We start from the raw sequence: 26519 nt of genomic DNA on the forward strand, positions 1-26519 counted from the left end.
AGCCGGCCTCGCTGGGCGCTAGATGCCCGCGGCCGGGTCGGGCGCGCTCGCGGCTGACGCCTCCCGCTCGGCCGCACGCTCCCGCTTGGAGTGGTCGGGCGCGAAGTAGATGACGGTCGCCCCGGTGTCGGGGATGAAGCGCTGCTCGTCGGAGTAGAGCCGGAACTCGCCCTGGGCCGTCAGCTCGCCCACGAGCATCCACTCGACGCCGCGATCACGCTGGCGGACCCGCCACTGCTGCCACCCGAAGTCCTTGGTGAGCTTCGTGGTGTGGATCGACCAGCCTTGCTCGATGCGGGCGTTGAGCTCGTCGTAGTCCCACGCGCCGTCGAACGCGAAGGAGGCGCGGCGCTCGAACGGCAGGCGCTTGGCCTCGTCCGACGACTCGCCGTGGGTGGCGATCTGGAAGGTGCGGTGGAAGCCCCGCTCGGCTCCCTGCGAGCGCGCGACGAGGGCGTTGTAGTAGTCGTTCTCCGTCGCGCACAGCACGTACGACAGCTCCGAGGTGTCGAGCTCGAGCTCGGCATGCTCGGACAGGATCTCGCCAAAGTAGGTGGGGACGTCGTTCATGCGCAGCGGCTGGAGGCGCTGGTAGGAGCCGTCGGCGACGAGGACGGCGATCTTGAGCCGGCGCAGCGCGGCCGCGAGCGACTCGGTCCACGGGGATGCGCCCACGATGAGCAGTCCGTTCGCCTCGCCGGACGACAGTCCCAGGCGGCGCGCGAGCCAGCCGATGGTGAAGCCATGCGCGAGCACGGTGACGATGATGACGAGGAAGACGGTGGGCAGGAACACGTCGCCGTCCTCGAAGCCCGCATCGGCGAGCTCGGGGCCGAAGACGCCGGCGGTGGCCGCGGCGACGATGCCGCGCGGCGCGATCCAGCCCAGCAGCACGCGATCCTTGCGGCCGATGGGGCTGCCGATCGTCACGAGCGCGATGGTGAGCGGCCGGACGACGAACATCAGCACGAGCACGAACGCGACGATCCGCCAGTCGATGAGCGTCAGCTGCGACAGCTCGAGCTGCGCGGGGATGATGATGAACAGCGCGGACAGGACGACCACGCTGAGGCCCTCCTTGAAGTCCAGCAGGCGCTCGCGATCCGCGAGGCGCATGTTGCCCAGCACGATGCCCATGAGCGTCACGGCGAGCAGACCGGACTCGTGGACCACGTGGTCGGAGATCGAGTAGATCACCAGCACCAGGACGAGCAGCAGCGGGGACTGCAGGTGGGCAGGCACCCAGCCGCGGCGGAACACGATGCCGATGCCGAACCCGGCGACGCCGCCGAGGACCACGGCGGTGAGCACGGCGCCCACGAGGGTGACGACCACCGAGGCGACGCCGATGGCCTGGGCGATGTTCGCGAGGTCGGGGTCGATCGCGGCGTCGACGATGAGCACGTACTGCAGCGTCATCAGCGCGAGCAGCACGCCGATGGGGTCGTTGATGATCCCTTCCCACTTGAGCAGCGACGCCGAGTGCTTGTCGAGACGCGCCTGGCGCAGCAGCGGGATGATCACCGTGGGACCGGTGACGACGAGGAGCGCGCCGAGCACCCAGGCGACCGGCCACTCGAGCCCGCCGACGTAGTGCGCCGCGAGCGCGCCGAGCACCATCGCGACGGGCGGCCCGAGGAGCGTGAGCCGGCGGATGCCGATGCGCTGGTCCTTGACCTCGTGCAGCCGCAGGTCCATCGCGCCCTCGAAGAGCACCACGGCCACGCCGAGGCCGATGAGCGCGCTGACCTCCTCGGAGTTGCCCGGCACCTGGACCACTCCCGTGAAGGGCCCGAGCAGGAGGCCGGCGGCGATCAGCACGACGATGGCGGGGATGCGCGCGCGGGCGGCGATCAGCTGCGCGAGGAGCCCTGCGGCGAGGATCACCACGAGGGTGCCGGCGATGGTCATGGACAGAGCGTAGACCGCACGCGTCTCCGCACACCTCCAACGCCACTCGTGGCGAAAATGGGCGCACTTTCCTTGCCTCGGCGGACTCCGCGATGAACGTGGGCCCACTTTCGCGAGGAGGGGTGAGGAGCACCGGGAGAGCGCCCGTGGAGGGCCGATGCGCTCGCCGGGTCTCGCTCGCCGCGCGCCGCGCGCGTGGCTGGGGCACACTGGCGGACATGGACGACGTCGCTCCGCTCGACCCCGCCGACGAGGGGCGGGTGATCGACGTCGACGCGGTGGCGGTGCTGCGGTTCGAGCGCTCGCTCGACGCGGCGCCGGACGCCGTGTGGGCCGCGATCACCGATGCGGACGCCACCGCCGCGTGGGCGTTCCGCATGAGCCTGGAGCCACGGGTGGGCGGCGCGGTCACCTTCGACACCGGGGGAGAGCCGGCCAGCGGCGACGTGCTCGGCTACGACGAGGGGCGCGTCCTCGAGTACGCGTGGGGCGGGCCCGGTGGCCGCTGGCACGTGTGCTTCATGGTGGACGCGGATGGCGCTGGAACGGCTCTCACGTTCGATCACCTCGCGCCCGACCCGCGCGACCCGGACTTCGCGGCGGGGTGGCACTGGCATCTGGACCGCCTCGCGCAGCACCTGGCCGGCGAGCGGCCGGCCGAGGTCTTCAGCGACGAGCACTTCGAGGAGCTGCAGCGCCTCTACGCGCGCGGCGAGGGCTGAGGTGGCGCGCTCGTCACTCCTCGCCGAGCAGCGGGCCGCCGAAGCTGTGCACGGGGCGGATCTCGACCCGGCCCCAGTGCGCGGCGGGATTGCGGCGCGCGAGGTCGATCGCCTCGGCCTCGTCCGCGGCCTCGATCAGCGCGAACCCTGCGACCCACTCGCGGGTCTCGGCGAAGGGACCGTCCGTCACGAGGGTCTCGCCGGAACGCACGCGCACCGTGCGCGCCGTCTCACGTTCCTCGAGGCGGACCCCGAGGTCGTACGCGCCGCGAGCGCGCGCCTCGTCGAACCAGCTCTCCGCCGTGGGCGCGGCCTCGGCGTCGGCCGCCGAGTGCTCGGTGTCCCCGTGGATGATCATCATCACGTACTTCACGTCCGCCTCCTTGGGCAGTGGGCTCGTCGTCACCATGGTGACGAACGACCGAGCCGAACCTCGACAGAACTGTTGACACGCGCATCGGCGCGTCGTAATGTACAACCAAATGGTTGTAGAAACTGAGCTCACCGACGACGAGGTGGACCGGATCTTCCGGGCCCTCGCCGATGCCACTCGCCGCGACATCGTGCGGCGGACCCTCGCGTCCGAGGCGTCCGTCTCCGAGCTCGCCGGCGAGTATCAGATGTCCTTCGCGGCCGTGCAGAAGCACGTCGCGGTGTTGGAGGGAGCAGGTCTCGTGACCAAGCATCCCCATGGTCGTGAGCGCAAGGTTCGCGGCAATCCCGAGGCGATCCGCCGGGCGCAAGCCCTCCTGGACCGCTACGAGCAGATCTGGCGATCGCGCATCGGACGTCTCGACGCGCTGCTCGCCGACGATGAGTAGCACTCCCGAAAGGTCCCCATCATGCCCATCACCTCCGTCTCCAAGGATCCCGAGTCCCTCACGATGACCGTCGTCGCGGACTTCGCCGCGACCCGCGAGCGCCTCTGGGAGGCGTACGTCGACCCGCGCCAGATCGAGAAGTTCTGGGGGCCCGAGGGCTGGCCCGCCACCTTCACCCGCCACGACGTGTTCCCCGGAGGGCGCAGCTCGTACTACATGAGCGGTCCCGACGGCGAGCACTCGGGCGGCTTCTGGGAGTTCCTCGCGGTCGACCCCGGCCACTCCTTCGAGGTGCGCGACGGCTTCGCCACCGAGGACGGGGAGGAGAACACGGACATGCCGAGCATGCGCATGACGTTCCTCTTCGAGGACCACGAGGGTGGCTCGCGCCTGACCACCACCACGTGGTTCGGCTCCGCGGAGCAGCTCGAGCAGCTGCTCGAGATGGGCATGGAGGAGGGCATGACGTCCGCGATGGGCCAGATCGACGCGGTGCTCGCGGACCTGAGGTCCTTCGCCGCGGGCAACGTGGCCGACCTGCAGATCCTGTCCGACACCCAGGTCCGCGTGTCCCGCGTCATCCGCGGCACCGTGGAGCAGGTCTGGCGCGCCCACCACGAGCCCGAGCTTCTCAAGCAGTGGCTGCTGGGCCCCGACGGCTGGACCATGACGGTCGCCGAGCCCGCTCAGGAGGTCGGCCAGACCTTCCGTCAGGAGTGGGCGCCGAACGAGGGCACGCCGGGCGAGCCGTTCGGCTTCACCGGTGAGCTGCTCGAGGTCGACCCGCCCCACCGCGAGGTGACGACCGAGTCGATGGTCGGCATGCCCGGCGAGCCCAACGTCAACGAGCTCACGCTCACCCCCCACGCCGACGGCACGCTGCTCACCCTCGTCATCACCTACCCGAACGCCGAGGTCCGCGACATGATCATCGGCACCGGCATGGTCGACGGCATGGAGGCCTCCTACGCCCGGCTCGAGGGGCAGCTCGCGTGAGCGCCGAGCAGGCCTCCGGCGCGCACCGCGTGGTCGCGCCGGAGGTCGACCCCGGGGCCAAGGTCAAGGGTCCCGCGTCGTACTTCCCCAGCATCGAGAAGACCTACGGGCGACCCATCCAGGACTGGCTCGACGTTGCGGCCGACGGACTGGTGGCAGGCAAGCCGCACATGGAGGTGGTGTCCGTCCTCAAGGACGAGCACGGCATGGGCCACGGCCACGCGAACGCCGTGGTCGCCTACGTCAAGGCGAAGCTCGCCTGAGCCCTGGCTTCTGTAGGAAGGTTCTCTGCGCGGTTCATCCGCGGGCCGCGTGCTGGAGGAAGGATCTCTGCGCCGTTCGCCCGAGACCGGCATGCAGGAGGACGGCCACGCGCGCCGGGTACGTTCAGGCTGCTCGGTCGTCAGATCCGCCGCGCGACGGCGCGGCCGATGGCAGCCGCGCCGCGATCGTCGCTCGCCGCCAACCGACCCGCCGTCTCGGCGACGGCGGCGTGGACGTCCGGCCCCCGGCGAGCGATCGACCGCAGCGCCATGTCCACGGCCTTGCGCACGTGCGGGCGCGGGTCGGACGCTGCGCGCTCGCATGCGGGCAGACGCGCGATGAACTCCTCCGGAGCCGCGTCGCGAGCGTGGCTTCCGAGGGCCCACAACAGGGCGAACGCGCCGCGGCGCACGTAGAGCCGCTCGTCGGACTCCCACGCATCGACCCGGCCCCAGGCGTGGTTGGAGCGGTCGAAGAACCCGAAGCACAGCGTGTCGCACAGCGACCAGTCGTCGACATCGGCCATCCAGGAATCCATCTGCTCCGCGGTGAGGGTCGCAGGGTCCCCCACGAAGGACGTCAGCATCCGCGCCTCGTAGATGCCCGTCGACCACAGCTCCTCCGCGAGCGCGTGGTCCGTGCCCACGAGCTTGGCGACCGCGCGGATGTCCTTCACCGGCACCCCGATCGCATGACGGGAGGGGATGCCCCACTTCGACAGGTCAGCGAGGCGCTGCTCGGTCGCGCGCTCGCGCAGCAGCTCCATCGCCTCGTCGAGTGTGGCCATGGCTCCCAGCGTACGAGCGAGGGAGTGTCGCGGGCAGTGCCCGCGTACCCAGAGAAAATCGTCCTACAGCGTGCCGTGTGAGCGCGAAGCGCGCAGAAATCGCTCCTACAAGCGAGGGGGCGGTGTGTCAGACTCGGTCGAGTGAGCGACTACCAGCGCATCGACCTCGGCCCCACCGACGCGTGGAGGGACCACCACGGCGGGTTCCGCGAGGGTCGCATGCGGGACGGCCGCCGAGTCATCGACCACGAGCTGCCCATGCAGTACGTGGGAGCGACGGCGAACTCCCTGGTGCCGGGCGAGGAGGCGGGCTACTGGCACGCCCACAGCTCCGACGAGGAGCTCTACATCTTCCTCACGGGCACCGGCCAGATGGGGCTCGACGACGACGTGGTCGACGTCGGACCCGGAACGGCGATCCGGGTGGGCCAGGGGGTGATGCGCACCTGGCGCGCCCTGCCCGACAGCGACGGGCCGCTCACGTGGCTGTGCATCCGAGGCGATGGCGACGACCTGCCGCACCTGCCCGACGACGCCCACCCCATCACCGACGTGCCGATGCCGTGGTAGCCACGGGCGCATCGGCCCTCCGGCGCGACGAGACCTAGAAAGCGCCGTACGCCGCGAACACCGCGGCCGCCCCGGCGGCGGTCGCGCCGCAGGCGACCAGCGTCGCCGCGACCCCAGTGAGGCGGGTCGCCACCGTCCACGCCAGGACCGCGACGCCGATCGCCGCCTGCGCCCACCAGTACCCGACCGGCGTCGACTCCGAGATGCGGGCCAGCCCGTGCGCCGCCTCGCCCACCGCGACCGAGGGGAGCACCGCCGCAGCCAGCGGCCGAAGCCAGGCCGCTCCGTGGCCACGCAGCAGCCACACGGCAAGCCCCATCACGGCGCCGAACAGCACGCCCGCCACACACCACAGGACCACCCACGAGGCGCTGACGCCGAACCCGCGCAGCGACGCCGTGGCGTAGTAGCCCACCATCACGAGCGGCCCCGCGAGCGCCCCGAGCGTGACGTGGCTCCACGGCCCGCGCGCTGCTAGAGACACGGCCGCCGCGACCGCCACGACAGGGGCGGCGGAGTTGAACAGCGGGGCGATCGCGTCGGGGGCCACGGTCTGGCCGAACGACATCATGCCGCCCGCGAGCATGGCCGCGCCGAGCGCGAGGGGAAGGCGGGCTCTCACAGGCGTCAGGATAGGCCGCGGGCGGTCGCGGTATCATCGAGCGTCGCATCCGCACACGACAGGAGCAGTCCCTTGAAGAAGTAGGTTCGCCAGACGCTGTCTGGCCACGCGCACCCGCACCCAGACGATTGCGAGAACCTATGCCTGCCCTGTCCTTTGCCCACCTCACCCTGTCCTGGCCTGACGGCACCCCGTGCCTCGTCGACGTGTCCGGCACCCTTCCGCCCGGCCTCACCGGGATCGTCGGCGCCAACGGCGCCGGCAAGTCGACGCTGCTGCGCCTTCTCGCCCGCGACCTCGAGCCCGAGCGCGGGACGGTCACGAGCGCCGGCACCCTCGCGTACGTCCCGCAGGACGTCGCGCTCGACCCGGCCTTGAGCGCCGATGCGGTCATGGGCCTGAGCGCCATCCGCGCGGCCCTGCGCGCGGTCGAGGCGGGCTCGGTCGACCCCGCGCACTACGACGTCATCGGCGACGACTGGGACGCCGAGGCGCGCGCCGAGGCGGTCCTCGGGTCGCTGGGACTGCCCGACGGCACCCTCGACCGCGTCGTCGGCGAGCTGTCGGGCGGCGAGGCGACGCGGCTGGCGATCGCGACCGCGCTCATCAATCAGCCCGACCTGCTGCTGCTCGACGAGCCCACCAACAACCTCGACGAGCGGGCGACGGCCCAGGTGATCGACGCGATCGTCGCCCGCGCCGGCGCGACGGTCGTCGTGACGCACGATCGTTCGGTGCTGCGCCGCGTCGATCAGATCCTCGAGGTGCGCCGCGGATCCGTGCGGACGTTCGGCGGCGCGCTCGACGACTACGAGGCAGAGCTCGCGGCGCAGCGGGAGCGGGCGGAGCAGGATGTGCGGACGGCGAAGGCCGACGTCGCACGCCAGCATCGCGAGCTGCGCACCTACGTCGAGGGCGCCGCACGCCGCGGCAAGGTCGGAGCGAAGAAGGCCGAGAGCATGCCCAAGATCCTCGCGAGCGCGAAGAAGCGCCAGGCGCAGGCGACGCTCGCGCGCGTGACCGGCATCCACGAGGACAGGCTCGAGACCGCGCGAGACCGACTCGACACCGCGGAGGCCGCGGCAGACCGCGACCGCGAGATCCGTGTCGACCTGCCGGGAACGGAGGTGCCGGCGCGGCGCGACGTCGCCACGCTCGACCACTGCGTCCTGCGCACCGGCGCCGAGGTGAGCGCCCGCGTCCAAGGCGCCGAGCGCATCGTCCTGTCGGGCGCGAACGGCGCCGGCAAGACCACGCTCATCCAGACGATGCTCGGCGCCGTCGACCCGCTCTCCGGCACGGCCGCGGTGCACGTGCCGCCCGGCCTGCTGCCCCAACGCCTCGACGTCCTCGAACCCGCGCTCACCGTGGTCGACAACGTTCGTGCCGCCGCGCCGGGTGCGTCGCCCCACGAGGTGCGGGAGGCGCTCGCGCGGTTCCTGTTCCGTGGCCGGGCCGCGGAGGCGGTCGCGTCCACGCTGTCGGGGGGCGAGCGGTTCCGGGCGGCCCTCGCCTCCGTGCTGCTCGCGCGGCCCGCTCCGCAGCTCCTCATCCTCGACGAGCCGACCAACAACCTCGACTTCGCGTCGCGCCAGCACCTGCTCGACGCGCTCGCGGACTACCGCGGCGCGCTCATCGTGGTGAGTCACGACGCGGACTTCGTGGAGGCGCTGCGGCCGACGCGCTCCTGGACGCTCGAGGGTGGCGGGTTCACGGACGTCCCCCTGTAGTGGGGTCTCGGTGCGGTGCGCGGGCGCCTGAGCAGGAAGCCTCGGCGACCGCGGAGCATGATGGGAGGACGGCACCGCGACGGGGGAGACACGATGAAGTACCTCATGCTGGTCCTGACCGAGCCCATCGAGGAGCCGCTGCCCGGCGACGACGACGTCGAGCCCTGGGTGCACCGTCACGACGAGTCGGGCGCGCGGTTCTTCGGCGATCGCCTTGCACCGGCCCGGCAGGCGCGCACCGTGCGGTGGCGGGCGAGCGGCCGCCTCGTCACGCCCGGTCCCTTCACCCAACGTCACGAGCAGATCGCCGGCATCGACATCCTGGACTGTCGTTCGATGGACGAGGCGGTGGAGATCGCGCTCGAGCACCCGATGGCGCGTCTCGGAGCCATCGAGGTACGGCCGTTCTACGACTGGGACGCGCTCGAGGCGCCGTCACCCCGGTGAGGGAGGGCGGCGCTCCAGGGTCAGGGCGGACGGAGGGCCGATGCGCTCGCTCAGGGCAGCGTGAACGTCACCGTGGTGCCGGCACCGGGCTGCGACTCGACCGTCAGGGTGCCGCCGTGCGCCTCGACGATCGCGGCGGTGATCGCCAGCCCGAGCCCCGCGCCCCCGGTGGCGCGTTGTCGCGACGCGTCGCCGCGGACGAACCGCTCCGTCGCGCGGGCGGCGACCTCGGGCGGCATGCCGGGCCCGTCGTCGGTGATGGTGAGGCGCGCGCCGGCGTCCGTCGCGGCGGCGACGATGTCCACGGTCGATCCGCCGTGCGTCGCGGCGTTCGTGAGCACGTTGAGCAGCGCCTGGCGCACGCGATCGGCGTCGACCGTCGCCGTGACGGCCTCCCCGGTCGTCGTGAAGGACGTGTCGGGGAACGCCGTGGCGGCGCCCTCGGCGACATCGGCGGCGAGGGCGGCGAGGTCGAGCGCTTCGCGGGCGAGCGTCGGCTCGGCGTCGTACTTCGCGAGCTCCAGCATGTCGTCAACCAGGCGCTTCATGCGCAACGCCTCGGCCTCGGTGCGCGACCATGCGTCCGTCTGGTCGGCCTTGAGGCGCAGCGCCCCCTTGCGGTGCAGCTCGGAGTAGCCCAGAACCGTCGTCAACGGCGTGCGCAGCTCGTGCGACGCATCGGCGACGAACTCTCGGAGGCGAGACTCGGAGCGCTCGCGCTCCTCGAGCGACGAGGTCAGCGTGCCGATCATGGCGTTGAGGGAAGCGGCGAGCTCGGCTGACTCCGATCCCGTGCCGGCGCCCTCGAGCCGGACCGACAGGTCCCCGTCGGCGATGCGAGTCGACGCGTCGACCATGCGGCGCATGGGGTTCACGCCCAGCCGGATCACCCACCAGGCCACGAGCGCGAGGCCCGCGAGCATGAGCGCGATCCCGATGGTCTCGATGAGGATGAGGCGCTGCGTCGAGGAGTTCACGGCGTCCATCGACAGGGCCGTGACGTCCCAGCCTTCGCCGGCGGGGCGGGCGAGGACGCGGAACTCGCCGTCTCCCGACGATGCCGGCACGGTGAGGTAGGTCGCCGCGGCGGGGTCCAGGTCCGCGACCGAGATCTCAGGCACCGAGGTGGGGGCATCCTCCACGTTGGGACGCAGGAACACGTAGGTCTCGCCCGTCGAGGCGATGTACCCACGGAAGGCGTCGGACGGGCGCGTGAGCTCGCTGCGCTGGCCCCCGGGGAGGTCCTGCAGCGGCTGGTCGATGAAGGACGGACCGGCGAAGCTCGCGAGTCGCTCGTCGAGCTGGGCGACCTGGTAGCTCGTGGTCGACGCCGTCACGACGATCGCCACGCCGATGGCGACGGCAGCGATCGCGGCGAACCCGACGATGAGGCGGCTCCGCAGCGACATGCCGCGCTGCGACGGCCTCCCGGCACGCGCAGCGGCGCCGCCGTCGGGAGCCGCGGCCGGCTCGCTCACGGCGCCCTCAGGGCGTAGCCGGCGCCGCGCACGGTGTGGATGAGCCGGGGGTCGACGGTGTCGACCTTGCGGCGGAGGTACCCGATGTAGGTCTCGACCACGCCAGGGTCGTCGTCCGCCGAGTAGCCCCAGACCGCCTCGAGCAGCTGCCCGCGGGACAGCACCCGGCCCACGTTCTGCATCAGGTGCTTGAGCAGCCGGTACTCGGTGGGCGACAGGTGGACCTCGGCGCCGTCGCGGGTGACGCGGTGGGAGACGTCGTCGAGCACCAGGTCGGCCACGGTGTACGTGTCCGCCGCGGACGGCGAGCGCTCGACCCGTCGCGACACCGCCTCGACGCGCGCGACCAGCTCGTCGAGGTTGAACGGCTTGTCGAGGTAGTCGTCGGCGCCGATGGTGAGGCCCTGCACCTTGTCCTCGGCGCTGTGGCGGGCGGTGAGGAAGATGATCGGCGTGCGGTCGCCGGACTCGCGCAGTCGGCGGCACATGGCGAAGCCGTCCACGTTCGGCATCATCACGTCGAGGATGATGAGGTCGGGGCGACCCTCGCGCACGGCGCGCAGGCCCTCGGCCCCGTCGCTCGCCTGCGCGACGGCGTAGCCCTCGTACTTGAGGGCCGCGGCGAGCATGGTGCGGAGGTTGTCCTCGTCGTCCACCACGAGGATGCGTCGGTCTGGCATGTCTCCAGTCTCACACTCCTGCCTGGGAAAACGCTGGGAGCGCGCACGGAGGGAGCCGGGAGGACGTCCCAGGATGCTGTGCCGTCGCTCCCAGGGATCTCCCAGGTTCGGTTGGTGACATGGAGGTCAACGGCTCGCCGTCCGCCCCGGACCACGAGCCCCGACCGAGCGGAGCCCCCGACGTGCCCATCTACGCCTTCATCATCGCGGACCTGATCGCCATCGCCGTCATGGTCTTCGGCCTGTACTTCCCGCGCCACCGGCGCCGCGACATGATCGTCGCGTTCCTGTCGATCAACGTGGGCGTCATGGGCGTGACCTACGCCATGACCAACGCGGAGATCTCCCTGGGGTTCGGCCTGGGGATCTTCGCCGTGCTGTCGATCATCCGGCTGCGGTCGACGGAGATGGACCACGCGGAGATCGCGTACTACTTCACCGCCATCGCCTTGGGTCTGCTCGGCGGGTTCCCGTCGATCTCGCCGACGGTGAGCTTCACCCTCATGGCCGTCCTGCTCGGCGTCATCGCCGTGGGCGACAACCCCGCGCTGTTCGCGCGCTCCCGACAGCAGCAGATCGTGCTCGACCAGTCCTTCACCGATGAGGCCAGCCTCAAGGCGCACCTGGAGCAGCTGCTCGACGCGACGGTGCACCGCGTGCAGGTCCGCAAGGTCGACCTCGTGCAGGAGACGACCCTCGTCGACGTCCGCTACACGGTGCCGCGAGGCGGTGCGAAACCCATCACGCGCGCGGCCGAAGCCGAGCGCGCCACGGCCGTCGAGCCGGTCCTCGCGGGGAGCGGACGATGACCGGCTCCCGCATCGGCTGGCCGGAGGCCACGTCCCGCCTCGAGCCCGTCGACCTCGCCGAGCTCGACGCCGCCGCGGCCCTCCAGACCCGCACCGACCGCAAGTACCTCGTGTCGCCCGCTGACTGGGCCGTCGCCCTCGGCTCGCTCGACCCGGCGCCTCGCGTGCTCGAGATCGACGGGCTCCGCACCTTCCGCTACGAGTCCGTGTACTACGACACCCCGGAGCTCACGTCGTACCGGTCGGCGGCGCACCGGCGCCCCGCCCGCTTCAAGGTCCGGACCCGCCACTACATCGAGACCGGCACCCACGCCATCGAGGTGAAGCTGCGCTCGCGCACCGGCGAGACCGTCAAGCACCGCGAGTGGCTCGAGCCGGCGCGCGTCCAGGGCTCGGCAGGGCCGTTCCTCCCGGCCGCGGCACGCACGTTCGTCGCCGGCTTCGGCGAGACCGCGGGCGCGGTGGGCGCCCTCCGGGAGACCCTCACCACCTCCTACGCGCGGACGACCTTGCTGACGGCCGATGCGCGCGTCACCGTGGACTCCCACGTCACCGGCCGTGCGGCATCAGGAGAGGCCGTCGACTTCGGCAGCGCGCTGATCGTCGAGACCAAGTCCGCGTCCCGCGCGGGCGCCGTGGACCGCGCGCTGTGGGCGCTCGGCATCCGCCCGTCCCGCGTGTCCAAGTACTGCACGTCCCTCGCGGCGCTGCGCCCCGAGCTCCCCGCGAACCGCTGGGCACGCACCCTGCGCCGCCACGTCACCGTCCCCCAGCCGGCCTGAGCCGGCACCCAGAAAGGCACCGCCATGAAGAAGCCAGCCCTGATGTTCGCCTCTCTCCTCGTCGGAGGGTCGCTCCTGCTCACCGCCTGCTCACCCGCCTCGGAGGACGCCGAGACGACCTCGTCGACGGGCACCGTCCAGGAGGACGCCAGCGACACGTCCACCGTCTCCACCGAGTCCGAGGTGACCGTGGACCTCGCGAGCCTCACCGAGGCCACGTTCGCGGACCTCGACGTCGAGGAACTGGACCTCGCCGTGTCGACCGCCAACGCGGTCGAGGTGACCCTCGCCGACGGCGGCTCGAGCGGCGGCTCGGGCGTGAGCGTCGACGGCGACGTCGTGACGATCTCGGAAGCCGGCGTCTACGTGCTGTCGGGAACCCTGAGCGACGGCAAGGTGGTGGTCGACGCCGACGGCGAGGACGTCCACCTCGTCCTGGACGGGGTCGACATCACCTCCTCCGAGTCCGGCGCCATCGAGGTGGTCGCCGCGGATCAGGTCGCGCTGCACCTCGCGAGCGGCTCCAGCAACGCCGTCGCGGAGACGGCCGACGCGACGGAGTCCGCGGACGGCGCCAACGCCGCGATCTACGCGAGCTCTGACCTGTTCATCACCGGCGACGGCGAGCTGGCCGTGGAGGGTGCCGTCGCGGACGGCATCACGTCCAAGGACTCGCTCGTGATCGACTCCGGCACGGTGTCCGTCACCGCGGCCGACGACGGCCTGCGCGGCAAGGACCACCTCGTGATCCGCGGCGGGGATCTCACGATCGACGCCGGTGGCGATGGGCTGCGGTCGGACAACGTCGCGGACGCCGACGAGCCGGACAAGGCCGTAGGCGTGGTGTGGATCGAGGGAGGCTCGCTCGACATCACGGCAGCCTCGGATGCGATCGACGCCGCTGTGCAGGCCACCATCACGGGCGGCGACGTCGCGATCGCGGCCGAGGACGACGCCATCCACGCGGACGGCATCCTGCGCATCGATGGCGGCACGGTCGAGGTGACCTCGTCCTACGAGGGCCTCGAGGCCGGCGTGATCCTGCTGTCCGGCGGCGAGGCGACCATCGTGTCCTCCGACGACGGCCTGAACGCGACCGACGGCTCGGGCTCCGAGTTGGGCATGGGCGGCATGGGTGGCGGTCAGATGCCCGGTGGTGACATGCCCAGCGGTGACGGCTCTCGTCCCGAGCGCGGCTCCGGGGGACCGGGCGCATCCTCGGACGCTTCCTCCGACGACTCGACCAGCGCCGCGGCCGCGACCTCCGAGGTCGCCGCGACCAGCGCATCGGCCGTCTCCGCCGCCCTGGTGACGTCGGTGGACACGGAGACCGCCGACACCGCGACGAGTGCCGTCGAGGCCTCGACCGCCGCGATCGGCGGCGAGAGCGGCGCCGACGGCGTCCGTATCGAGATCTCCGGCGGCACCTGGATGATCGACGCCGACGGCGATGGCGTCGACTCGAACGGCAGCGTCGAGATGACCGGGGGCACCGTGGTCGTGGCGGGGCCGACGTCGAGCGGGAACGGCGCGCTCGACTACGACGGCTCGTTCACCATCGACGGCGGCACCTTCCTCGCGACGGGCTCGGCCGGGATGGCGCAGGCCCCGAGCGGCGGCGACCAGGCGGTCGTGGGCGTCTCGTACGGCCAGACCGTGTCCGCGGGCGAGGCCGTGACGGTGGTCGACGCGGATGGCGACGTGGTCGCCTCGTTCACCTCACCCAAGGACTCGCAGACGCTCGTGCTGTCGAGCCCCGACCTCGTCGCCGGCGACACCTACACGGTGGTCTTCGGCGGCACGGTCTCTGGCGAGGACACCGACGGGCTCGTCGTCGGTGGCACGGTGTCGGGCGGCACCGAGGCGGGCACCGTCACCGCCAGCTGACGGCCAGCGGTTCCGCTCGCGAGCCTGTCCGAGGCACGTGCGAGCGGAACCGCGGACCGTGCTCAGACCCGCGCGAGCGAGTCGATGTCCTCCTCGAACTCCGCGACCATCTCCGGCGGCACCGTGGCGCGAGTCGCCGCGATGCCACGCAGGTAGTCGTCGGTGCCGGGGCCCGCCGAGCCGTCGATCGCCCCGCCGCCCACGGCAACCTCGAGCGCCCCCTGCGAGGCACGCCGGGCGGCGAACTCGATGTCCGCCGGCGTGAACCCGGCGGACGCCGTCACCAGCGCGCCGAGGTCGACCCGGCCGCGCGAGGTCGCCGGCAGGTAGCGCTCCCAGATCGCCTCGCGCGCCTCCTCGTCGGGTAGGCCGATGGGGATGACGTAGTCGAAGCGCCCGTGCCTCAGGAACGCGCTGTCGAGCGAGCGGATGAAGTTCGTGGCGCAGACGAGAAGGCGATCCGGGCGCTCGCGGAAGGCCGGGATGATCTTGAGCAGCTCGTTGGTGACGCCCTGCAGCGGCGACGGAGGATCCCCCCGGCGATGGGACGCGATCTCCTCGACCTCGTCGATCAGCACCACCGCATGCTCGAGCTCGCCGATGCGCCGGAACGTCTCGCGCAGCGCGCCCGCGAGCCCGGCGGGGTCGGCGGCCAGTCGCGACGGGAACACCTCCACGAACGACCATTCGAGTCGGGAGGCGATGGCCTTCGCGAACGTCGTCTTCCCCGTCCCGGGCGGGCCGAACAGCACGACCGCGCGGGGAGGGGCGACGCCGAACTGGGTCGCGAGGTCGGGGCGCGCAAGCGGCAGCACTAGGCGCTGCTCGAGCAGCTCCTTCTCGCGCCGCATCCCGCCGACCGCATCCCACAGGTGGGGAGGCATGCTACGGCCCCCGAGCTCCGCGAGGTGGCTGGCCTCCTCGCGCTGCACCGGCACGTGCCGCTCGAAGTAGCGGAACGCCTTCTTCTCCGCGAAGCCGGCGTGGCGGAACGCGTCGACGCGCGTCTCGTCGGCCGGGACCAGGGCTGACAGCGTGGTTGGGTCGTGGCCGCGCATGCGGAGCTCCAGCTCCCGCAGCATCGCGGAGCCGATGCCCCGGCCGCGCCACGCCTCGTCGATGCCGTGGAAGACGATCCACGCCTGGTTGTGGGCCTCGCGGCTGACCGCGGCGCCCACCACCTGGTCGCCCGCGACCGCGACCACGGCGATGTCCTCGCGGCACGAGGACAGCACCTCGGCGAGCGGGTAGGCGGGCTCCACGCCGGCCTGGCGGGAGTGCTCCCAGAGGCGCAGCACGCCGTCCAAGTCGTCGTTGCGCGCATCGCGGATATGCCACGGGGCCATGTCGCCTCCTCCGTCGGGGGTGGGGGGAATGTAACCGCCGCGTGGTCACCGTGACCAGAGGTTTGGCGTGATCGTTACCTGCCCTTGACGCTGCCGGTGCCGCCGGGGGCGAGCAGCTCCGCGAACGCCGTGGCCGCCGGCGTGGCCTCGCGGGGCAGCGCGAGGAAGACCTCCCGGAAGCTGGTGGGTGCGGTGGCGACGGTGACGATCCCCGCGACCTCGGGGGAGGCGGCGAGCGCCATGCGCGGCAGGATCGCCACGCCGAGCCGCTCCGCGACCAGACGCTGGACGGTGACGTAGTCCTCGGTCTGGAAGGCGATCTGCGGCTCGAACCCGCCCGCGTGCGCGAGCGCCTGGAGGTGGGCACGGCAGCGCTGGCACCCGGAGATCCAGGTCTCCTCGGCGAGCGCCGCGATGTCGACCGTCTCGCGCCGCGCGAGCGGGTGCGTGGCGGGCAGCACGGCGAGGTACTCGTCGTGGTCGAGCCATCGGATGGGCAGGTGCGCGGGCGGCGGGGTCACGTCGTCGGCGAACCCGATCACCAGGTCCACCTCGCCCGCCTCGAGCAGCGCCAGCGCGTCGTCGGTCTCCGTCTCGACGAGGCCCGCCTCGATCCCCGGGTAGCGTCGCGCGAACTGCGCGAGCGGTGCGGGCAGCGTGACGGCGCAGAACGAGGTGAACGACGCGATCCGCAAGCGGCCCGTGCCCAGGTCGGCATGAGCTTGGAGCGCACGCTCCGCGCTCGCGAGCGACGTGGCGATGGCCTCCGCGTGCTCGAGCAGCGCCTCACCGGCGGGTGTGAGCCGGGTGACGCGACCGTGGCGGGCGGTCAGCGGCACCCCGGCGCGCCGCTCGAGTGCGCCCAGGTGGTGGGCGACGGTCGGCTCGGCGAGGCCCAGGGCGCGGGCGGCGCCTGCCTTCGAGCCCGCGCGGGCGACCTCGCGCAGGATGAGGAGTCGTTCGACGTCGATCATGACACCTCGATGATATCGAGGTGTTGACCATAGAAGGGAGATCTTGTCGTTGTTCAACCGCGCCCCGACGATGGAGGCATGCTCGACCCCCGGATCGCCAGCGCCTTCGACGTGCCGCGCGGCTACCTCGACACCGCCGCGTACGGGTTGCCGTCACGGGCATCCGCCGCCGCCCTGCGCGCCGCCGCCGACGACTGGGCGGGCGCGACGCTCGACCCCGCCGCGATGGATCCCGTCGTCGACCGGATCCGCGCCGCCTATGGCGCGATGATCGGTCTCGGCGCCGCGGACGTCACCATCGCGGGATCCGTGTCCCAGATCGTCGGCCTGGTGGCCGCGTCGCTGCCGCCAGGCGCCCGGGTGCTCGTCGCCGAGGGGGACTTCAGCTCGGTGCCCTGGCCGTTCCAGGCGGACCCGCGGCTCGAGGTGCGCGCCGTGCCGCTGGACTCCCTCATCGACGAGGTACGTCCGGGCGTCGACCTCGTGGCGGTCAGCGCGGTCCAGTCGCGCGACGGCCGCGTCCTCGACCTGGACGCGCTCGCGGACGCGGCGCACGCGGCGGGCGCCCGCACGCTCGTCGACGCGACGCAGGCGCTGCCGTGGCTCCCCATCGATGCGCGCAGGCTCGACGTCGTCGTCGCGGCCGGCTACAAGTGGCTCACCACGCCGCGTGGCATCGCCGTGGCCGGCGTGCGCGATGCCGGACGGTGGCTGCGGCCTGCCTACGCGAGCTGGTACGGCGCCGATGCGCCCTGGGACAACCTCTACGGCTCGGCTCCCGCGCTCAGCGGTACCGCTCGGCGCCTCGACTGCTCGCCACCGTGGCAGCTGCTCGAGTCCGCCGCGCTCGCCCTCGAGCTGCACGCGCGCACCGACGCCCGTGCCGCGTTCGCGCACACCACGGCGCTCGCGGACGAGCTGCGTCGCGCGGTCGGCCTGCGCAGCGCGGGCAGCGCGATCGTCTCGCTCGAGGCCGATGCGCGCGCGGTCGCCGCCGCCGGCGTACGCGCCTCGGCCCGCGCGGGCCGCGTGCGACTCAGCTTCCACGTCTACAACGGCGCGCGCGACCTCGCGCTCGCGGTGGATGCCGTCAGGGCAGGCCTTCCCGTCGCCGCGTGACGGTCGAGCGGGTAGCGTCGAGAGCCGAACGCCCGCACCGCCGTCGCAAGGAGCGCCCATGGCCACGATCGTCCTGCTGCACTCCGCCTTGGGTCTCACGAGCCACGTCCATGCCTGGGCCGACGCGCTGCGCGAGGACGGGCACGTGGTCGAGACCCCTGACATGTTCGGCGGCGAGACCTTCCACGATCTCGACACCGCGGTGGCGTTCGCCGACGGCCAGGGTGGTCCTCCCGCGTTCGTCCACGCGGTCGCCTCCCAGATCCGCGACATGGACGGGCCGGTGGTCTATGCCGGGTTCTCCTTCGGAGCGTGCGTCGCGCAGCTCCTGGCGCTGCACCGGGACGATGCGGCCGCGGCGGTGCTCGTCAGCGGGCTCATCACGCCCGAGTGGATCGACGGGCCCGCCTGGCCGACCGGCGTCCCGGGGCAGCTGCACCGCACCACGGGCGACGAGTGGTGCACCGCCGACGAGGCGGCGGCTCTCGTCGCGGTCTCGGACGGCGCGCTCGAGGACGTTACCTACGACGGCGACGCCCATCTGTTCGCGTTCGAGGGCTGGCACGAGTACGACGCCGAGGCGTCGCATCGGCTCTACGAGAGGATGACGGACTTCCTCGCCTCCCTCGACTGAGGCGACCACGACCGCACCCACGGCTGTGTCCGAAACCCGCTAGCGCATCGGCGCCGCGGAGGGCACGCTGGTGCACATGAGCCCCGTTGCCCTCGACTTCGACGCCTGCTACGCAGCCGTCGCCGGCCGCGACCGCCGCTTCGACGGCCAGTTCGTCACGGCCGTGCGATCGACGGGGATCTACTGCCGTCCCAGCTGCCCCGCGCTCACGCCCAAGGCCGCCAACTGCACGTTCTACCCGACGTCCGCGGCCGCCCACCTCGCCGGCTATCGTGCGTGCAAGCGCTGCCTGCCGGAGGCCGTGCCCGGCTCGCCGGCGTGGAACCTTCGCGAGGACGTCGCGGCGCGCGCCATGCGGCTCATCGGCGCCGGGACCGTCGACCGCGAGGGCGTGCCAGGGCTCGCGCGGCGGCTCGGCTACTCCGAGCGCCAGCTGGGCCGCATCCTCGTCGACGAGCTCGGCGCGGGCGCGCTCGCTCTCGCCCGCGCCCAGCGCGCGCAGACTGCGCGTCACCTGCTGGTGTCGACCACGATGCCGGCCTCCGACGTCGCGTTCGCCGCGGGCTTCTCGAGCATCCGTCAGTTCAACGACACCATCGCGGAGGTGTTCGCGATGACCCCGACCGCGCTGCGGGCGTCGGGTGCGCCGCGGGGACGCGCCGCCTCACGTGGTCCGGCGTCGGAGCAGGCGGGCGCGATCGCCCTGCGCCTGCGCGCTCGCGAGCCCTTCGCGGGCGGCGAGATCGTGACGTGGCTCGCGGCTCGCGCGATCGGCGGCCTCGAGCGGGTGGACGCCAGCGCCTTCTCGCGCGCGATCGCTCTCAGCCACGGCATCGCCGCCGTCGCGCTCGAGCCAGCGGTCGACCACGTCGGGGTGAGCGCCCGCCTCACCCACCTCGACGACCTCCCCGAGCTGCTCGCGCGGCTGCGGCGGCTCTTCGACCTCGACGCGGACCCCATGACCGTGGACGTCGCGCTCGCGATGGACCCGGCGCTCGCGCCGTCGGTCTCCGCCGCTCCCGGGCTGCGGGTCCCCGGCACCGTGGACCCGTTCGAGATGCTCGTGCGCGCGATCCTCGGGCAGCAGGTCACCGTGGCCAGCGCGCGCACCGCGGTCCAAGGGCTCGTCGACGAGCTCGGCGCACCGCTTCCCGAGGCCGCGCGGGGCACCGGAGTCGAGCGGGCGTTCCCCACCCCGACGGTCGTCGCGGAGAACGCCGAGCGCGTGGTGCGCGGGCCCGCGGGACGGCGCCGCGCTCTCGCCGCCGCCGCATCGGCCGTCGCGGAGGGCACCCTCGTGCTCGATGCCGGCCGGACGCTCGCGGACCTCACGCGCGACCTCGAGGCCATCCCCGGCATCGGCCCCTGGACCTCGCACTACGTGGCGCTGCGCGTCCTCGGCCGCCCCGACCTGCTGCTCACGGGCGACAGCGCGGTGCGCGCGGGCGCCGCGGCCCTCGGGCTGCCGTCCGCCCCGCGCGACCTCGCCGTCTATGCCGAGCGCCACCGACCGTGGCGCAGCTACCTGATGATGCACCTGTGGCGGGCCGCCGCGCCCGCGAGGAAGGAGCCGTGATGCTCACCCACCAGACCCTCGACACCCCCGACGGACCGTTCACCGTCGTCGAACGCGACGGCAACGTCGTCGCCGCAGCATGGTCGGCCGACCCCGCCGAGGTGGCGGCTCGAGCCGGGCTCGCCGGATCGGTCGACGGCACGGTCCAGGCCGCCGATGCGGTCGCTGCCTACTACGCGGGCGACGCCTCCGCGCCGGGTCGCGTCCCCGTCGAGGCACGCGGCACCGCGTTCCGGGAGCGGGTCTGGGAGGCGCTGCGAGCGATCCCCGCCGGCGAGACCCGGACGTACGGCGAGGTCGCGCAGGAGCTGGGCAGCCCGGGAGCGAGCCGCGCAGTCGGGGGCGCCTGCGGCGCGAACCCGATCGCACTGTTCGTGCCCTGCCACCGGGTCCACGGGGCCTCAGGTGCGCTTACGGGCTTCGCGTGGGGGGTTGACGTCAAGCGGTCGCTGCTCGCACGCGAGTCAGCCTGACGAGCGTCATCTGACGAGGCTGGCTGTCGAGGGCGCCTGGCCGGCGGGGCATCGGCCCGCTCGCGTCGCCCGCGCCTAGCCTGGCGTCATGAGGGTGGTGACGAGCAAGGCGGCGCGTGCTCGCTACGCACGGCGACGCGCGGCTCGCATGCGCCGGGCCGACAACGACCTCACCTCGGCCGAGTGGGCCGAGTTGCGCGACGCGTGGGGCGCGTGCGCCTACTGCGGCGGTGGCGAGGGCACGCTCCAGAAGGACTGCGTGCTCCCGCTGTCGCGCGGCGGCCGCTACACCGCCGACAACGTGGTGCCCGCGTGCCGCTCATGCAACGCGAGTAAGGGCAACACCGAGGTGACCCAGTGGCTGCGGCGCAAGCGCCTCGACGAGCGGGCGTTCCTCGAGCGCTGGGTGGAGCTGCGCCGCGCAGCGCTCGCCGCGCCCGACGGCTCCGCGCCCGAGGTGTGAGCGAGCCACCCGTCACCTAGGCTGGCGGGAGACCCCCACCCACAAGGAGACGCCATGACCCTGCCCCAGATCACCCGCGACGCCTCGGGCGCGCCCTCCGTCGACTTCGCCGGGGCGGAGCGCCCGGACGGTCTCGTCGCCGAGGTCCTCGAGGCCGGCGACGGCGCCGCGGTCGTCGAGGGCCAGCAGATCACCGTCCACTACACCGGTTGGCTGTGGGACGGCGCGAAGTTCGACTCGTCGTGGGATCGCGGCGACACGATCACGTTCGGCATCGCGCGCGGCTCGCTCATCGAGGGCTGGGTCGACGGCCTCGTCGGGCAGCCGGTGGGCTCCAAGGTGCTGCTGGTCGTGCCGCCGGAGAAGGGCTACGGCCACCGCTCCATGGGCCCCATCCCGGGCGGCTCGACGCTGGTCTTCGCCGTCGACATCGTCGACGCGCGGTGATGCTCGGAGGCTGACCCGTGGGCGCCGCGGAGAAGGTCGACCTGAAGAAGGATCTGCCCTCCTACGCGGCGCGCGCGGGCCGGATCGACCTCGTCGACGTGCCCGCCCTGCGTTACCTCATGGTCGACGCCGAAGGGGCGCCCGAGGGGGCGTCGTTCATCAGCGCCGTGGAGACGCTCTACCCGGTCGCCTACGCGACCAAGTTCGCCTCGAAGGTCACGGCCGGCCGCGACTACGTGGTGCCGCCGCTCGAGGCGCTGTGGTGGGCGGACGACATGGACGCGTTCACCGTGCGCCGCGACCGCTCGCAGTGGCGGTCGACCGTGATGATCGTGGTGCCCGAGTGGGTCGACGACACGCTCATCGAGGCCGGCATGGACAAGGCCGCGCGGAAGGTCGATGCGCCGTCGCTTGGCCGCGTGCGGGTGGAGACGCTCGTCGAGGGCCGCTGCGCGCAGACGCTGCATCTGGGACCCTTCGCTGACGAGGGACCGGTGATCGAGGCGATGCATGCGGCGATCGCCGACGCCGGGCTGTCGCTCGGGGGCCGGCACCACGAGATCTACCTGAGCGATCCGCGCCGCTCGGCGCCGGAGCGCCTGCGGACCATCCTGCGCCAGCCCGCTGTGTGAAGGACTGCGCCGTGTGCGCGGCCGCAGAGCGAGGGGCCAGTGCTGCAGGGGACAAAGTCGACCGGCGTGAGGACGGCCGTCAGCGCCCGGCTGTCAGCGTCCGAGCGCCTCGCCGAGCTCCTTCGAGCGCGCCGCCGCAGCCGCTGCGCCCGCGGCGATCGCGTCCGACAGCCCGGCTTCGCCGAAGGCCTCGAGCGCGGCGATGGTCGTGCCGCCGGGCGAGCTGACCCGCTGACGGAGCACGCTCGGGGTGTCTCCGGACTCCTGCAGGAGGCGTGCGGCGCCGATGAACGTCTGGGCGGCCAGCTGCGTCGCGAGCACGGGGTCGAGCCCCTGGCGCGCTCCGGCGTCGGCGAGCGCCTCGACCACGGCGTAGAAGTACGCCGGTCCCGAGCCCGACACCGCCGTCACGGCGTCCATCTGCGCCTCGTCATCGAGCGCGACCACCAGTCCGGTCGCGCGCAGGATCGCGCCCGCGAGGCCGAGGTGAGCGGGCGTCGCGTACGTCCCGGCGACGATGGCGGTCGCGCCCTGGGCCACGATCGCGGGGGTGTTGGGCATGCACCGCACCACCGGCGCGCCCTCGGGAAGCCGCTCCTCGTAGAAGGAGGTCGACAGCCCGGCGGCGACGGTCAGCACGAGCGCGCCGTCGCGGTAGGTCGAGGCGATCGCCTCGAGCGCGTCCGCACCGTCCTGGGGCTTGACCGCGATGACGATCGCCTCGGCGCCGTCCACCGCGTCAGCGATGGACTCCGTGGCGGTCACCCCGTGGGTCTCGACGAGGGCGTCGCGGCGGCCGCCGTCGCGCTCCGCGACGACGATCTGATCGGCGGGCCAGCCGCCCACGCGCAGCGCGGTGATGATCGTGCCGCCCATCACGCCGCCGCCGATCACGGCGACACGGGGGGCGTCGGTTCCTGACTGCGTGGCGTCTTCGCTCATGCCGCCAGGCTAGTACGTCACCGCGGAGCGCCGATGCGCGGGCCGGCTCGACGCCCGCGTCCGGCTCACAGCGGGAACAGGGAGTAGAACTCCTCGAGCTCCTCCGCGGGGCCGGCCAACACGAAGACCGCCGTGCCGTTGCGCCACACGATCGTGTCGCCTGTCTCGCCGGGGACGGTCGCCCTCTCCCCGACGGAGGCGCCCCCGGCCTCGACCGGGGCGCGGTCCGTGCCGTCGGCGGCGAGCGCCTCGAACTGCGCGGTGGCGGCCTCTGCGTCGTAGTGCTGGATAGCGCGCAGGGTGATCTGCGCGACCCCGTCGGAGTACACCAGGTCGTCGACCTCGGCGGCGCGGACGGTGAGCCCCGCCTGCTGGGGGTTCACGGCGGCGAGCTCGGTCATGGCGAAGGCGCCGACGGTGCCGGGCATCGCCGCCTGGAAGGCGGTCGGCTCCTCGATGACGATTGGGTCGAGGGTCGCGGTGGCGGCGGGCTCGACGAGCACCGGCGGCGTGAGCTCGACGGTCTCGTTCTTGGGTGCGAGCAGGAGGAACAGGCCGTAGCCGATCCCTCCCATCACCAGCAGCCCCACGATGACGAGGAACGCGGTCGACCGGAACCAGGGCTCGTGCTCCTCGGCAGGGGTGTCCGCGGACTCGCCGCTGCCGCCGTCGTCGGCTCCCGTGCCAGGCTCCGTGTCGGCGTCGCCTGCGGAGACGGCGCCGACGGCGACGCCGAACGGCGGCGTGTAGGCGGGGCCGTCGTCGGCGATCTCGGGCATCCCGGCGGGGAGCGGCTCAGGCGAGACCGGTGCTGGCGGGTCCTCGTGGTCGGGCGGTGTCGCCGCGGCGACGGGTGCGGGTGCCGATGGGGCTCCCGGTGCCGCGGCCGTGGCCGCGCGGGAGCCGGCGGAGGAGGTGGAGAGGCCGCCCTGGGCGCCCGAGGCCTGCAACGAGGCGCTGCGCACCGCGGCGTCGCCGAGGGTGCGGAACGGGTCGTCGTGCGTGGCGGTCGCTGGCTCGGACGCGGGGGGTGGCACCGAGTCCCACAGCGCTCCTGCCGCGGTCGGCATGATCTCCTCGCGCGGCGGGGACGGCACGGGCGCGACGAGCTCGGCGTCGTCGGCCTCGATGGGCTGCGGGATGACCGGGATCGAGCCCGTGGTCGGCGCGGGCGGCTTCGACGGCGCCACGGGCTCGCGCGGGGGAGCCTCGGAGGTGGTGGGGCCGCCGTGCACGGAGTGCCAGGGGCTGGGTCGGTCAGGGGGCGTCGCGTTCGCCATGCCGCCCAGCGTACGCGGGCGGTCCGATCGCGAAGGGAGCCACGCGTGCGAGGGTGTCAGCCGCTGCGGCTAGCGTGTGACCCATGGCCACCTCGACCCGCGCCGCGAAGCCCGCCTATCAGTGCACCGAGTGCGGATGGACGGCCGTGAAGTGGGTGGGTCGCTGCGGCGAGTGCCAGGCGTGGGGGACCGTGGTCGAGGCCGGCGCAGCACCCGCCGGCCCCGCGACCCGCGCGACCGTGGCGACCAGCGCGGCACGGCCCATCGGTGAGATCGAGGCGACCGCATCGGAGCGTCGGCCCACCGGCGTCGACGAGTTCGACCGGGTGCTCGGCGGAGGCCTCGTCCCGGGTGCCGTCGTCCTGCTCGCCGGCGAGCCCGGCGTCGGCAAGTCGACGCTGCTGCTCGACGTCGCGGCCCGGTCCGCACGCGGGGGCCGGACGGTCCTGTACGTCACGGGTGAGGAGTCTGCGGGACAGGTGCGACTGCGCGCCGAGCGCATCGGCGCCCTCGACTCGGGACTGCTGCTCGCGGCGGAGACCGACCTCGGGGCGGTCCTCGCCCACATCGAGGCCGAGGACCCCGGGCTGCTGATGGTGGACTCGATCCAGACCATCGCCTCGGCCGCGGTGGACGGCACTGCCGGTGGCGTGAGCCAGGTGCGTGAGGTCGCGTCGGCCCTGATCCAGGCCGCGAAGAGGCAGGGCTTCCCCATGGTGCTCGTCGGGCACGTGACGCGCGAGGGGACGGTCGCGGGCCCGCGCATCGTCGAGCACCTCGTCGACGTCGTGTGCCAGTTCGAGGGCGAGCAGCACTCGCAGCTGCGGCTGCTGCGCTCGATCAAGAACCGCTTCGGCTCGGTCGACGAGGTCGGCTGCTTCCAGCTGCTCGACACCGGCATCGAGGGCGTCGCGGACCCGTCCGGGCTGTTCCTCTCGCGCGAGGGCGCGCACGTCACCGGCACCTGCGCGACCATCACCATCGACGGCAAGCGGCCCCTGCCCGCCGAGATCCAGGCCCTCGTCGCGCCCAGCGCGCTGAGCAACCCGCGCCGCGCGACCTCGGGCATCGACTCCTCGCGCGTGGCGATGATCCTCGCGGTCCTCCAGCGGCGCGTGGGCGTCGCGGTCGCCGCCGACGACGTCTACGTGTCGACCATCGGTGGCGCCCGCGTCACGGAGCCGGCGGCGGACGTCGCCCTCGCCCTCGCGCTCGCCTCGGCTCGCGCGGATGCGCCCGTGCGCCCCGGCCTCGCGGCGATCGGCGAGGTGGCGCTCTCGGGCGCCGTGCGTCCCGTGACCGGGATCGGCCAGCGCGTGGCCGAGGCCGCGCGGCTCGGGTTCACCGAGGTGCTCGTGCCGGCCAGCGCATCGGCCCTCGACGCCCCGCCCGGCGTGACCGTGCACGCGGTGTCGACCCTGCGAGAGGCCGTCGAGCGCGCGGTGCCGCGTCCGTGAGGTCGCGGGTCAGCTGACCATCTGGAACTGAGCCTCAGCGGCCGCGATGCCGCCGATCGAGATCGCGGAGAGGTAGTAGCCGGCCGCCGCCTCGCCCTGCGGCTCGCAGGACTCGGAGTAGCGCTGGCCGGTCCACGTCGCCTGTACGGCCTCGCGGTCGCCCGGCTGGAGGATCCACTCGGCGTCGGCGAACAGCGGCGTGTCAGGGCACCAGGTCGAGTCGTAGTACTTGTCCTCGCCCGAACGGATCACCATCGCGGTGCCGTCCGAGGTCGTTGACAGCTTGCACGCGGCCGAGCCGACGTGCTCGACCGACACCTCGAACGCGGGCATCGAGCCGACGTTGACCTGGGTGGGAGAGGCGACCGAGGTGACCTGGACGTCCTCGGCGGTGCAGGGACGCGAGGGGTCGTTGTCGACGGCCTGGGCGCCGGCGGACTGCGTGACGGTGGGGGAGGTGGTGGTGTCGGGGGCGGGGCTGTCCGTGCCCTCATCCCCACTCGAGGTGAGGCCGCGGATGACCAGCCAGATCACGACCGCGAGCACGGCGATCGCCACGAGGACGACGGCGCGGCGCACCCAGTAGACCCGAGGCTCCTCGTCGCCCACCGGCCGGCGCAGTCCGTCCACGTCACGCTCCCTTCCGCGTTCACCGTAACCCCGTCGGGAC

At 72.9% G+C, this 26519-nt stretch carries 29 protein-coding genes; 18 read left to right on the forward strand and 11 right to left on the reverse strand.

Features of this window, described 5'->3' with window-relative positions:
• Nucleotides 1-18: 18 nt before the first annotated feature.
• A complete protein-coding gene (locus B7K25_RS12630) occupies nucleotides 19-1911 on the reverse strand; it encodes a sodium:proton antiporter (RefSeq protein ID WP_084106480.1) in 1893 nt (630 codons plus the stop codon).
• Between the two features lie 218 nt (nucleotides 1912-2129).
• Here B7K25_RS12630 and B7K25_RS12635 point away from each other — a divergent pair, with 218 nt between their 5' ends.
• A complete protein-coding gene (locus tag B7K25_RS12635; protein ID WP_159450211.1) occupies nucleotides 2130-2633 on the forward strand; it encodes an SRPBCC domain-containing protein in 504 nt (167 codons plus the stop codon).
• Between the two features lie 13 nt (nucleotides 2634-2646).
• Here B7K25_RS12635 and B7K25_RS12640 read toward each other — a convergent pair whose 3' ends face one another.
• The gene (locus B7K25_RS12640) at nucleotides 2647-3006 is read right to left on the reverse strand and encodes a YciI family protein (RefSeq protein ID WP_234988268.1); all 360 of its coding nucleotides are present in this window, start codon (nucleotides 3004-3006) and stop codon (nucleotides 2647-2649) included.
• Nucleotides 3007-3115: 109 nt separating this feature from the next.
• Between B7K25_RS12640 and B7K25_RS12645 the strand changes: the two genes are divergently transcribed.
• From B7K25_RS12645 to B7K25_RS12655, 3 genes are read left to right on the forward strand one after another with little or no spacing between them, the layout of a single operon-like run.
• Nucleotides 3116-3454 (forward strand): metalloregulator ArsR/SmtB family transcription factor, encoded by a 339-nt coding sequence (locus tag B7K25_RS12645; RefSeq protein WP_084106482.1) that lies wholly within the window; start codon nucleotides 3116-3118, stop codon nucleotides 3452-3454.
• Between the two features lie 21 nt (nucleotides 3455-3475).
• The gene (locus B7K25_RS12650) at nucleotides 3476-4450 is read left to right on the forward strand and encodes an SRPBCC family protein (protein WP_084106483.1); all 975 of its coding nucleotides are present in this window, start codon (nucleotides 3476-3478) and stop codon (nucleotides 4448-4450) included.
• A gap of 29 nt (nucleotides 4451-4479) precedes the next feature.
• Complete coding sequence (locus B7K25_RS12655) at nucleotides 4480-4713, forward strand: DUF4287 domain-containing protein (RefSeq protein ID WP_200807965.1); 234 nt, start codon at nucleotides 4480-4482, stop codon at nucleotides 4711-4713.
• Between the two features lie 140 nt (nucleotides 4714-4853).
• On the opposite strand, the gene B7K25_RS12660 is transcribed toward B7K25_RS12655, so the two are convergent.
• Nucleotides 4854-5501, reverse strand: a complete 648-nt coding sequence (locus tag B7K25_RS12660) for a DNA alkylation repair protein (protein ID WP_084106485.1) — start codon at nucleotides 5499-5501, stop codon at nucleotides 4854-4856.
• 141 nt (nucleotides 5502-5642) lie between these two features.
• On the opposite strand from B7K25_RS12660, the gene B7K25_RS12665 reads away from it, so the two are divergent.
• Nucleotides 5643-6071: a cupin domain-containing protein gene (locus tag B7K25_RS12665; RefSeq protein WP_084106486.1), complete on the forward strand. Its 429-nt coding sequence runs from the start codon at nucleotides 5643-5645 to the stop codon at nucleotides 6069-6071.
• 34 nt (nucleotides 6072-6105) lie between these two features.
• On the opposite strand, the gene B7K25_RS12670 is transcribed toward B7K25_RS12665, so the two are convergent.
• Nucleotides 6106-6693 carry a DUF6518 family protein gene (locus B7K25_RS12670; protein ID WP_084106487.1) on the reverse strand — a complete coding sequence of 196 codons (588 nt, stop codon included), beginning with the start codon at nucleotides 6691-6693 and terminating at the stop codon, nucleotides 6106-6108.
• 140 nt (nucleotides 6694-6833) lie between these two features.
• Between B7K25_RS12670 and B7K25_RS12675 the strand changes: the two genes are divergently transcribed.
• Nucleotides 6834-8423, forward strand: a complete 1590-nt coding sequence (locus B7K25_RS12675; RefSeq protein WP_084106489.1) for an ABC-F family ATP-binding cassette domain-containing protein — start codon at nucleotides 6834-6836, stop codon at nucleotides 8421-8423.
• 93 nt (nucleotides 8424-8516) lie between these two features.
• On the forward strand, nucleotides 8517-8870 hold the full coding sequence (locus tag B7K25_RS12680) for a YciI family protein (protein WP_084106490.1): 354 nt from the start codon (nucleotides 8517-8519) through the stop codon (nucleotides 8868-8870).
• 50 nt (nucleotides 8871-8920) lie between these two features.
• Here B7K25_RS12680 and B7K25_RS12685 read toward each other — a convergent pair whose 3' ends face one another.
• Both B7K25_RS12685 and B7K25_RS12690 read right to left on the reverse strand, forming a co-directional pair.
• A complete protein-coding gene (locus B7K25_RS12685; RefSeq protein WP_144019008.1) occupies nucleotides 8921-10348 on the reverse strand; it encodes a cell wall metabolism sensor histidine kinase WalK in 1428 nt (475 codons plus the stop codon).
• Entirely contained in the window at nucleotides 10345-11028 is a 684-nt protein-coding gene (locus tag B7K25_RS12690; RefSeq protein ID WP_084106494.1) for a response regulator transcription factor, read from the reverse strand. The genes B7K25_RS12685 and B7K25_RS12690 overlap by 4 nt, the downstream gene beginning before the upstream one ends.
• A 119-nt stretch (nucleotides 11029-11147) precedes the next feature.
• Between B7K25_RS12690 and B7K25_RS12695 the strand changes: the two genes are divergently transcribed.
• Genes B7K25_RS12695 through B7K25_RS12705 form a run of 3 tightly spaced genes read left to right on the forward strand, consistent with a single transcriptional unit; the run spans nucleotide 11148 to nucleotide 14506 of the window.
• Nucleotides 11148-11837 (forward strand): DUF4956 domain-containing protein, encoded by a 690-nt coding sequence (locus B7K25_RS12695; protein ID WP_084106496.1) that lies wholly within the window; start codon nucleotides 11148-11150, stop codon nucleotides 11835-11837.
• Nucleotides 11834-12619: a polyphosphate polymerase domain-containing protein gene (locus B7K25_RS12700; RefSeq protein ID WP_084106498.1), complete on the forward strand. Its 786-nt coding sequence runs from the start codon at nucleotides 11834-11836 to the stop codon at nucleotides 12617-12619. Before B7K25_RS12695 ends, B7K25_RS12700 begins: the two co-directional genes overlap by 4 nt.
• Nucleotides 12620-12643: 24 nt before the next feature.
• Complete coding sequence (locus tag B7K25_RS12705) at nucleotides 12644-14506, forward strand: carbohydrate-binding domain-containing protein (RefSeq protein WP_084106499.1); 1863 nt, start codon at nucleotides 12644-12646, stop codon at nucleotides 14504-14506.
• A gap of 62 nt (nucleotides 14507-14568) precedes the next feature.
• Here B7K25_RS12705 and B7K25_RS12710 read toward each other — a convergent pair whose 3' ends face one another.
• Nucleotides 14569-15852, reverse strand: a complete 1284-nt coding sequence (locus B7K25_RS12710; RefSeq protein WP_084106501.1) for an ATP-binding protein — start codon at nucleotides 15850-15852, stop codon at nucleotides 14569-14571.
• 74 nt (nucleotides 15853-15926) lie between these two features.
• Nucleotides 15927-16826 (reverse strand): LysR substrate-binding domain-containing protein, encoded by a 900-nt coding sequence (locus B7K25_RS12715; protein WP_084106503.1) that lies wholly within the window; start codon nucleotides 16824-16826, stop codon nucleotides 15927-15929.
• A 78-nt stretch (nucleotides 16827-16904) separates the two neighbouring features.
• On the opposite strand from B7K25_RS12715, the gene B7K25_RS12720 reads away from it, so the two are divergent.
• From B7K25_RS12720 to B7K25_RS12750, 7 genes are all read left to right on the forward strand, one after another.
• Nucleotides 16905-17945 carry an aminotransferase class V-fold PLP-dependent enzyme gene (locus B7K25_RS12720; protein WP_084106505.1) on the forward strand — a complete coding sequence of 347 codons (1041 nt, stop codon included), beginning with the start codon at nucleotides 16905-16907 and terminating at the stop codon, nucleotides 17943-17945.
• A gap of 58 nt (nucleotides 17946-18003) precedes the next feature.
• A complete protein-coding gene (locus B7K25_RS12725; protein ID WP_159450212.1) occupies nucleotides 18004-18579 on the forward strand; it encodes a dienelactone hydrolase family protein in 576 nt (191 codons plus the stop codon).
• Nucleotides 18580-18655: 76 nt separating this feature from the next.
• The gene (locus tag B7K25_RS12730; RefSeq protein ID WP_144019009.1) at nucleotides 18656-20155 is read left to right on the forward strand and encodes an AlkA N-terminal domain-containing protein; all 1500 of its coding nucleotides are present in this window, start codon (nucleotides 18656-18658) and stop codon (nucleotides 20153-20155) included.
• On the forward strand, nucleotides 20155-20628 hold the full coding sequence (locus tag B7K25_RS12735; protein ID WP_084106633.1) for a methylated-DNA--[protein]-cysteine S-methyltransferase: 474 nt from the start codon (nucleotides 20155-20157) through the stop codon (nucleotides 20626-20628). Before B7K25_RS12730 ends, B7K25_RS12735 begins: the two co-directional genes overlap by 1 nt.
• An 88-nt stretch (nucleotides 20629-20716) precedes the next feature.
• Nucleotides 20717-21091 carry an HNH endonuclease gene (locus B7K25_RS12740; protein ID WP_084106511.1) on the forward strand — a complete coding sequence of 125 codons (375 nt, stop codon included), beginning with the start codon at nucleotides 20717-20719 and terminating at the stop codon, nucleotides 21089-21091.
• A gap of 54 nt (nucleotides 21092-21145) precedes the next feature.
• Nucleotides 21146-21538, forward strand: a complete 393-nt coding sequence (locus B7K25_RS12745; RefSeq protein ID WP_084106513.1) for an FKBP-type peptidyl-prolyl cis-trans isomerase — start codon at nucleotides 21146-21148, stop codon at nucleotides 21536-21538.
• A 17-nt stretch (nucleotides 21539-21555) separates the two neighbouring features.
• Nucleotides 21556-22170, forward strand: coding sequence for a GyrI-like domain-containing protein (locus tag B7K25_RS12750; protein ID WP_084106515.1), 615 nt, complete (start codon nucleotides 21556-21558; stop codon nucleotides 22168-22170).
• A 93-nt stretch (nucleotides 22171-22263) separates the two neighbouring features.
• Here the strand turns inward: B7K25_RS12750 and proC are convergent, their stop codons facing one another.
• Entirely contained in the window at nucleotides 22264-23112 is an 849-nt protein-coding gene (gene proC / locus B7K25_RS12755; protein ID WP_084106517.1) for a pyrroline-5-carboxylate reductase, read from the reverse strand.
• 65 nt (nucleotides 23113-23177) lie between these two features.
• Nucleotides 23178-24392 carry a hypothetical protein gene (locus B7K25_RS12760; protein WP_144019010.1) on the reverse strand — a complete coding sequence of 405 codons (1215 nt, stop codon included), beginning with the start codon at nucleotides 24390-24392 and terminating at the stop codon, nucleotides 23178-23180.
• Nucleotides 24393-24475: 83 nt separating this feature from the next.
• On the opposite strand from B7K25_RS12760, the gene radA reads away from it, so the two are divergent.
• Complete coding sequence (gene radA, locus B7K25_RS12765; RefSeq protein ID WP_084106521.1) at nucleotides 24476-25849, forward strand: DNA repair protein RadA; 1374 nt, start codon at nucleotides 24476-24478, stop codon at nucleotides 25847-25849.
• A 9-nt stretch (nucleotides 25850-25858) separates the two neighbouring features.
• Here the strand turns inward: radA and B7K25_RS12770 are convergent, their stop codons facing one another.
• Nucleotides 25859-26479 (reverse strand): hypothetical protein, encoded by a 621-nt coding sequence (locus B7K25_RS12770; RefSeq protein WP_084106522.1) that lies wholly within the window; start codon nucleotides 26477-26479, stop codon nucleotides 25859-25861.
• Nucleotides 26480-26519: the final 40 nt, after the last annotated feature.

Source organism: Demequina sp. NBRC 110056 (assembly GCF_002090155.1).
GTDB lineage: Bacteria > Actinomycetota > Actinomycetes > Actinomycetales > Demequinaceae > Demequina.

Excerpts from the sequence above, each read along its gene's own strand:
- B7K25_RS12675 (WP_084106489.1), top strand. The coding sequence starts at position 6,834 with ATGCCTGCCCTGTCCTTTGCCCACCTCACCCTGTCCTGGCCTGACGGC.
- B7K25_RS12745 (WP_084106513.1), top strand. The coding sequence starts at position 21,146 with ATGACCCTGCCCCAGATCACCCGCGACGCCTCGGGCGCGCCCTCCGTC.
- B7K25_RS12690 (WP_084106494.1), bottom strand. The coding sequence starts at position 11,028 with ATGCCAGACCGACGCATCCTCGTGGTGGACGACGAGGACAACCTCCGC.
- B7K25_RS12730 (WP_144019009.1), top strand. The coding sequence starts at position 18,656 with ATGAGCCCCGTTGCCCTCGACTTCGACGCCTGCTACGCAGCCGTCGCC.
- B7K25_RS12710 (WP_084106501.1), bottom strand. The coding sequence starts at position 15,852 with ATGGCCCCGTGGCATATCCGCGATGCGCGCAACGACGACTTGGACGGC.
- B7K25_RS12695 (WP_084106496.1), top strand. The coding sequence starts at position 11,148 with ATGGAGGTCAACGGCTCGCCGTCCGCCCCGGACCACGAGCCCCGACCG.
- B7K25_RS12740 (WP_084106511.1), top strand. The coding sequence starts at position 20,717 with ATGAGGGTGGTGACGAGCAAGGCGGCGCGTGCTCGCTACGCACGGCGA.
- B7K25_RS12715 (WP_084106503.1), bottom strand. The coding sequence starts at position 16,826 with ATGATCGACGTCGAACGACTCCTCATCCTGCGCGAGGTCGCCCGCGCG.
- B7K25_RS12635 (WP_159450211.1), top strand. The coding sequence starts at position 2,130 with ATGGACGACGTCGCTCCGCTCGACCCCGCCGACGAGGGGCGGGTGATC.
- B7K25_RS12700 (WP_084106498.1), top strand. The coding sequence starts at position 11,834 with ATGACCGGCTCCCGCATCGGCTGGCCGGAGGCCACGTCCCGCCTCGAG.
- B7K25_RS12650 (WP_084106483.1), top strand. The coding sequence starts at position 3,476 with ATGCCCATCACCTCCGTCTCCAAGGATCCCGAGTCCCTCACGATGACC.
- B7K25_RS12720 (WP_084106505.1), top strand. The coding sequence starts at position 16,905 with ATGCTCGACCCCCGGATCGCCAGCGCCTTCGACGTGCCGCGCGGCTAC.
- radA (WP_084106521.1), top strand. The coding sequence starts at position 24,476 with ATGGCCACCTCGACCCGCGCCGCGAAGCCCGCCTATCAGTGCACCGAG.
- B7K25_RS12735 (WP_084106633.1), top strand. The coding sequence starts at position 20,155 with ATGCTCACCCACCAGACCCTCGACACCCCCGACGGACCGTTCACCGTC.
- B7K25_RS12705 (WP_084106499.1), top strand. The coding sequence starts at position 12,644 with ATGAAGAAGCCAGCCCTGATGTTCGCCTCTCTCCTCGTCGGAGGGTCG.
- B7K25_RS12660 (WP_084106485.1), bottom strand. The coding sequence starts at position 5,501 with ATGGCCACACTCGACGAGGCGATGGAGCTGCTGCGCGAGCGCGCGACC.
- proC (WP_084106517.1), bottom strand. The coding sequence starts at position 23,112 with ATGAGCGAAGACGCCACGCAGTCAGGAACCGACGCCCCCCGTGTCGCC.
- B7K25_RS12630 (WP_084106480.1), bottom strand. The coding sequence starts at position 1,911 with ATGACCATCGCCGGCACCCTCGTGGTGATCCTCGCCGCAGGGCTCCTC.
- B7K25_RS12725 (WP_159450212.1), top strand. The coding sequence starts at position 18,004 with ATGGCCACGATCGTCCTGCTGCACTCCGCCTTGGGTCTCACGAGCCAC.
- B7K25_RS12680 (WP_084106490.1), top strand. The coding sequence starts at position 8,517 with ATGAAGTACCTCATGCTGGTCCTGACCGAGCCCATCGAGGAGCCGCTG.
- B7K25_RS12760 (WP_144019010.1), bottom strand. The coding sequence starts at position 24,392 with ATGGCGAACGCGACGCCCCCTGACCGACCCAGCCCCTGGCACTCCGTG.
- B7K25_RS12645 (WP_084106482.1), top strand. The coding sequence starts at position 3,116 with ATGGTTGTAGAAACTGAGCTCACCGACGACGAGGTGGACCGGATCTTC.